Genomic DNA, 6,813 nt, shown 5'->3' with positions numbered 1-6,813 from the left:
CCGGGACGACGAGCGAGAAACTGCGTCATTCCGGCGCAGGCCGGAATCCAGGAACAGCGTTTGAGGCTCCCCACTGGACCCCGGCCTACGCCGGGGTGACGGATAGTTCTGAAATTCCCTGGCGGAGACCTTTTTCTTTTGGAATAGCGAAAGGAGGTAGCATGCCCCCACTCCCTGGCCTCCGGCCTTCGCCGGAATGACGGGGGGTTTGGGGAGGATAGGCCTGGTCACCGTTCAGCGCCCGATGGCGAAGTAGTCGATGCCCATGCCGCGCACGAACTTCGGGTCGTAGAGGTTGCGCCCGTCGAAGATCAGGGGTTGCTTCAGATCACTCTTGATCGCGTCGAAATCGGGGCTGCGGAATTCCTTCCATTCGGTAACGATCACCAGTGCGTCGGCATCGCGCAGGGCTTCGCGCGGGCTGGTGGCGAAACGCAGCCGAGCATCGTCGCCGAAGATGCGTTTCGCCTCGTCCATGGCCACCGGGTCGTAGACCGATACGGTCGCGCCGGCGGCAAAGAGATCGGCGATGAGTTCGCGGCTGGGGGCTTCGCGCATGTCGTCGGTGTTCGGCTTGAAGGCGAGGCCCCACACGGCGAAGTGCCGGCCGGCAAGGTCGCCGAAACGCGCCTTGAGTTTCTCCGTCAGTACGTGCTTTTGCGCGTCGTTCGCTTCTTCGACGGCGCGCAGCACCTTCAGGCCGAGGCCGGCATCGTCGGCCGCGGTCTTGATCAGCGCCTTGACGTCCTTCGGGAAGCACGAACCGCCGTAGCCGCAGCCGGGATAGAGGAAGTGGTAGCCGATGCGCGGGTCGCTGCCGATGCCCTGGCGCACCATCTCGATGTCGGCTCCGAGCTTTTCCGCCAGATTGGCGAGCTCGTTCATGAAGCTGATGCGGGTCGCCAGCATGGCGTTGGCGGCGTATTTTGTGAGTTCGGCGCTTTTCACGTCGGTGACGATCAGGCGCTCGTGGTTGCGCTGGAACGGGGCGTAAAGGGCGCGCATGAGGAAGACGGCCTGCTCGTCCTCGGCGCCGATGACGACGCGATCGGGGCGCATGAAGTCCTCGACCGCCGCGCCTTCCTTGAGGAATTCCGGGTTGGAAACGACGCTGTACGGGACATCCACGCCGCGCTTCTGCAGTTCGTCTGCAATCGCGGCCTTGACCTTGGCGCCAGTGCCGACCGGGACGGTGCTCTTGTCAACGACCACCTTGAAGTCGGTCATCAGGCGGCCGATGTTGCGTGCGGCGGTGAGGACGTATTTGAGATCGGCGGAACCGTCCTCGTCCGGCGGGGTGCCGACGGCGATGAACTGGATCGCGCCGTGATCGACGGCGCGCTGGATGTCGGTGGTGAAGTGCAGGCGTCCTGCGGCGACATTGCGCTGGACCATCTCCTGCAGCCCGGGCTCGAAAATCGGTACGCCGCCTTCTTCGAGGATGCGGATTTTTTCTGCGTCGACGTCGAGGCAAAGGACATCGTTGCCGACTTCTGCGAGACAGGTGCCGCTGACCAGGCCGACGTAGCCGGTTCCGATAACGGTGACTTTCATGTTTTATTTTCCTTATTGAATTCTTGGGTGTTTTCTGTGGGGCGTCGTCCCGGGGGTGGCTGGGCCCCGGGGGCTTTTTCAACGGCTGTTTCTGGATTCCGGCCTTCGCCGGAATGACGGGGGTGGTCGCTCGTCGTCCCGGCGGAGGCCGGGACCCAGGGGGATGTTTCGCAGGCCGTTCCTGGATTCCGGACTGCACCGGCATGACGGCAAGTTGCTTGTTCGGCCAGTGCGACGACCTTGCGCGCATTGCCGAGCCAGGTCAGCTGCAGCCGGTCGATGGTATCGCGCGCGGCGGCGCCGAGGCGGCAGCGTAATGCTTCATCCTTGCAGATTTCGGTCAAGGTCGCTTCGAGGCTGCCCGACACGCCTTCGTCAAACAGTACGGCATTCTCGCCATCGCTCAGGATTTCGCAGATGTTGGGCGCACGCGGCGCAATGATGGCCTTGCCGAGCACCAGGTATTCCATCATCTTCAGCGGCGAGGCGTATGCCGTGACCGCGGGTTGCAGCGCGACATCGAAGGCGGCGACGTGCGCGGGCACCGTATCGCGGTGAACCACGCCGGTAAAACGGACGGAATCCGCCAGACCGAGGCGCCTCGCTTGCGCTTCCAGATCTTCCCGCGCCGGCCCGTCGCCGACGACGAGCAAAAAGACGTTCTGCGGCGCATTCTCCGAGGCCATCCAGTCGATGACGCGGTCGACGCCATGCCAGTCGCGGACGAAGCCGGTGAAGCCAAGCACCAGCCGGCCTTGCAGACCGAGTTGCGCCTTCGCCTCATCCAGCGCCGGCGCCGTGTCGAAATGCGCCTTGTTGATCCCGTTGGGAATCACGGCGATCCGCTCCTCGGGAACACCGTAGGCCGTCACGTAGCCGGCAAGCACGCGCGTCACCGGCAGCACCCAGTCCGCCGCGCGCCAGGCCCGGCCTTCCGCCCATTTCGCCAGTGATGGCAGCGCCAGCCCGCCGCTGTGGCGCGACCGCTCAAAAACGAGCGGCGAGTTGACTTCGAGCAGCAGCGGAATGCCCAGACGCTTCTTGAGCATCGCGCCCGCCAGCAGGAACAGGTTGTAGCGTTCGTAGATGACGTCGGGCCGGAAGTCCGCGGCCGCTGCCTTCAGCTTGCGGTAGGCGTGCAGTGAATAGGCGAGTTCCAACAGTTCATAGACGGCCTTGGGCAGCGAGGCCTTCAGCCGATGGATCCAGCCGACCTCGGCACCCATCTTGCCAGGGTCGCCGATCTCGGGCGCCACCACGCGAACCTCGTGCCCGTCGGCGCGCATCGCGGCAATCATCTCCTCGATGTGCACGGCCTGGCCGTCCTTCGACGCGGTCCGGTGGTGGTAGAGAATCCTCATGCCGCGCTGTCCATCACGTTGCGCAGGAAGGCGTCGTACATCAGCAGGGTCCACAGCGGCGTGCTGTGGTCACGTCGGCCGGATTCGTGCTGTTCGACGATCTGCCTGATTGCCTGCGGATTGAACAAGCCCGATTCGGCGATCCGCCCATTGAGCAGCGAATCCCGCACACGCTGCTTCAGGGGGCCGCGGAACCAGCGGGACAGCGGCACGGCAAAGCCCATTTTCGGGCGATACATGATGTCGCGCGGCAGGTAGGGTTCCATCGCCTTCTTCAGCAGATACTTGCCCTCGCCGCGTTTCAGCTTCAGCGTGGACGGCAGCGTCGCCAGCCATTCGACCAGCGGGTGATCCATCAGCGGCTCGCGCACCTCCAGCGAATGCGCCATGCTCGCGCGGTCGACCTTGGTGTTGATGTCGCCGACCAGATAGGTGTGCAGGTCGATGTACTGGATCAGCCCGAGCGGATCGTCGGTACCGGCGCGCGCGGCGTGGCGGTTGAACACGTCGATGGCGCTGTAGCCGCCGAGTTCGGCCCGGAAGCTGTCGCTGTAAAGCTGGCTGCGTTCCGGATCGCGGATCAGCGACATGCTGTGGAAGTAGGCTTCGACCGAAGTGCGCGCCATCGACTCGAAGGTGGTCTTGGCACGGAACACGCGCGGCGCCCAGTCGGCCTTGGGATAGACGCGGCCGAGCATCCCGAAGAGCGGGCGGCGAACGCCGAGCGGGAGGGCCGAGCGCATGCCCTCTTCCATCAGGTGCAGCTTGTAGCGCCGGTAGCCGCCGAAGCTCTCGTCCCCGCCATCGCCGGACAGGGCCACCGTCACGTGCTTGCGCGCGAGTTGGCAGACGCGGTAGGTGGGGATCGCCGAGCTGTCGGCATAGGGCTCGTCGTAGAGACGGGCCAGCGTGTCGATCAGGTCGAAGTCGTCGCTCTCGACGGTATCGACGAAGTGGTTGGTCTTGTAGCGCTCGGCCACCTGGCGGGCGAATTCGGCCTCGTTGTATGCCGGGTCGCTGAAGGCGATCGAGCAGGTGTTCACCGGATCGCTGTTGAGCCCGGCCATCAGCGCCACGACGGCGCTCGAATCGACGCCGCCGGACAGGAAGGCGCCGAGCGGCACTTCCGACATCAGGCGCAGGCGGATCGATTCATTGAGCCGTGCGGTGAGTTCCTCGAAGGCTTCCGCCTCGCTGATCTGGCGGTCGAGCGAGAAACGCACATCCCAGTATTCACGCGGTTCCCGCAGCGCCTCGCCGCGCTTGACCAACAGCGTGCAGGCCGGCGGCAGCTTGCGCGCCTGTTTGAAGATGCAGCGCGGCTCGGCGACGTAACCGAGCGCGAAGTATTCCTCGACGGCGAGCGGGTCGATGTCCTTGGGCAAGCCACCGTGCGCCAGCAGCGATTTCAGCTCCGAGCCGAAGAGCAGCGTGCCGTCGTTCAGCAGCGCGTAATGCAAGGGCTTGACGCCGAGGCGGTCGCGGGCGAGAAAGAGGCAGTCCTGATTGCGGTCCCACAGGGCGAAGGCGAACATCCCGCGGAAACGCTCGACGCATTTCTCGCCCCACGCCTCCCAGGCATGGACGATGACTTCGGTATCGCTGCGGGTGTGGAACACGTGCCCGAGCGCCTGCAGTTCGGGGATGAGTTCGAGGTAGTTGTAGATTTCGCCGTTGAAGACGACACAAACGCTCTGGTCTTCGTTGTAGAGCGGCTGCTGGCCGGTCGCCAGATCGATGATCGACAGGCGGCGATGCCCGAGCCCTACCCCCGGCTCGACATGTACCCCGCCCTCCACCGGGCCGCGATGGTGCTGCGACTCGTTCATCCGCGTCAGAACCGCGCGATCGATGTCACGCCGCCCGCGGGTATCGAAAATTCCGGTAATTCCACACATCGCTTTGGTCCGTTTCTGTCTTAAATCTGCTGTGCCCTGTTAGTTAGGGAAGTGCTGAGATATTCGTCACTCCGGCGAAGGCCGGGGTCCAGTCGGCGATTGCTCTCCGATACTGGATTCCGGCCTGCGCCGGAATGACGGAGTCTGAAAGGTCCATTTGATTCATCGTGACTGACTGGGTACTCAAACGCTCGTTTCAACGAGATCGCGCAAAATGAGATCACGAGTCAGCGTCATCTCTTTATCCATTCCTTAACTTGTATTACTGGTACAGCGTTACTGCCTGATCTTAGGGAACCCTGATTTATTGAAGATTCGTCATTCCGGCGAAGGCCGGAATCCAGGAAATTCAACGAACTGGACCCCGGCCTTCGCCGGGGTGACGAATAGTTCAGCGTTTTCCTAACACATACGTCACCTTTTAACACAGGAGTCATACAGATCCTGATACTGCCGCACCATGGCCTCCATGCTGAACTTCTGCTCGACCAGGCGCCGCCCGCTCTTGCCCATTTCTCGCGTCATTTCATCCTGTTGCGACAGCCGTCCGATCTCGCCTGCCATGGCCGGCACGTCACCGGAGGCCACGAGCGTTCCCGTCGTGCCCGCCGCGATCAATTCGGCGTTGCCGCCAACGTCGGTGGCAATCACCGGCAGCCCGCAGGCCATTGCCTCCAGGATGGTGTTCGAGATGCCTTCCGCCAGCGACGGCAGGACGAAGCAGTCCAGTCCGCGCAGGATGTCCGGCACGTCGTTACACTCACCCGGCAGCCAGGCCAGATCGGCGCAGCCCGCCTGTTCGAGCAAGGCCAGTGACTCGTCGCGCAACGGCCCGCCGCCGATCATCACCAGGCGTAGCCGTTGCCGCAATTCCGGCGTCGTCTGCAGCGCCTGAATGAACGACCGCGCCAGATGGGTCTGGTTTTTCACTGCCTGCATGCGCCCGACCGTGCCCACGATCCATAACCCCTCGTCGTTGAAAGGACACCCCGGAATCGGCACCCGTCGAGTTGCTGGATGGAAGCGCTCGGCATCGACGCCGTTGTAGATCTGGACCACCCGTTTCGCCGGAATGCCCACCGATTGAGTCAGATACTGGTCAAGGTCGCGGGACAACGCTATGTAATACGTCACAAACGGCCGATAAATCCGGCGGATCCACTGGTTTTTCTTGCATGTGCCGTCGAGGTCGTCGAAATCCCGTCCGTGTTCGCCGTGAATGCGCGCTGGCACACCGGCCGCCCAGGCGGGAACCGCAACTTCCAGCGCCCCGAGATTGCGGGTATGCACGATGGCCGGCCGCAGCTGCTTGAACAGGCGGAACAGTTGCGGGTAGATCCACAAGGCGTGTCCGGGTTGCTTGTCGAGGGCGAAAAATTCCACGTCATCGCGCCGGATACGCTTGCGAAAGTCGGTGACCTTCGTCAATGCGACGATGGCGTGGCGATAGGCCTCACGCGGCATGTGGTTGATGAGGTTGACGATGCCGTTCTCCATCCCGCCGACATCGAAACGATGCATGACATGGACGATCAGCGGGCGCGGATCGGCCGTTACGGTCATCGCCTGCTCCGGGTCTGTTGCAGCGCAGCTTCGATCGACGGCAACGCCGCCGAGACGAAACGGCTCAGCAATGCCTCCGCGCCGCCGTTAGATTCGTCATTCCGGCGAAGGCCGGAAGTTCCAATATTGCCAATAAGGCAACCAAGAACGCCGGAAGTTGGCTAACCCGCTGACTTAAAAGGATTCCCAAAAATCCCAATGTTACATCGCTTGCAGGATTCCTGCGAGTAACGTTCTCACTCTGGCAATTTGCACGGCCCTGCCAAAATCCTCGATATCGTTAATTATCAAATAGTTAGCAATAGTGATGAGCAAAACCAGATAAATACAAAAAATGCAGGAATATTGCATCGCTCGTCACATTCCGATATTATTCATCCCAATCCTGCATTTGTCGCAGGTCGCAAAATTGGAAATTCCAGTATTTTGCTACTCAG

5 protein-coding genes are annotated in these 6,813 nt (G+C 62.4%); 1 reads left to right on the top strand and 4 read right to left on the bottom strand.

The window, feature by feature from the left end; all coding sequences use genetic code 11:
• Positions 1 to 234 precede the first annotated feature (234 nt).
• The 4 genes from BO74_RS01395 to BO74_RS01380 all read right to left on the bottom strand — a co-directional run bounded on the left by BO74_RS01395 (position 235) and on the right by BO74_RS01380 (position 6,376).
• Positions 235 to 1,554: a UDP-glucose dehydrogenase family protein gene (locus BO74_RS01395; RefSeq protein ID WP_496439474.1), complete on the bottom strand. Its 1,320-nt coding sequence runs from the start codon at positions 1,552 to 1,554 to the stop codon at positions 235 to 237.
• Complete coding sequence (locus BO74_RS01390; RefSeq protein WP_496439473.1) at positions 1,551 to 2,915, bottom strand: glycosyltransferase family 4 protein; 1,365 nt, start codon at positions 2,913 to 2,915, stop codon at positions 1,551 to 1,553. Before BO74_RS01390 ends, BO74_RS01395 begins: the two co-directional genes overlap by 4 nt.
• Positions 2,912 to 4,813 carry an XrtA/PEP-CTERM system amidotransferase gene (locus BO74_RS01385; RefSeq protein ID WP_496439472.1) on the bottom strand — a complete coding sequence of 634 codons (1,902 nt, stop codon included), beginning with the start codon at positions 4,811 to 4,813 and terminating at the stop codon, positions 2,912 to 2,914. The genes BO74_RS01390 and BO74_RS01385 overlap by 4 nt, the downstream gene beginning before the upstream one ends.
• A gap of 414 nt (positions 4,814 to 5,227) precedes the next feature.
• Entirely contained in the window at positions 5,228 to 6,376 is a 1,149-nt protein-coding gene (locus BO74_RS01380) for a TIGR03088 family PEP-CTERM/XrtA system glycosyltransferase (protein ID WP_496439471.1), read from the bottom strand.
• A 249-nt stretch (positions 6,377 to 6,625) separates the two neighbouring features.
• On the opposite strand from BO74_RS01380, the gene BO74_RS01375 reads away from it, so the two are divergent.
• A partial coding sequence (locus BO74_RS01375; protein WP_496439470.1) for a hypothetical protein occupies positions 6,626 to 6,813 on the top strand: 188 nt, incomplete at its 3' end.

This window comes from Propionivibrio pelophilus DSM 12018 (assembly GCF_059569095.1).
Note: the sequence above shows the minus strand (reverse complement) of the source record. Positions and strands in the feature narration are given on the sequence as shown.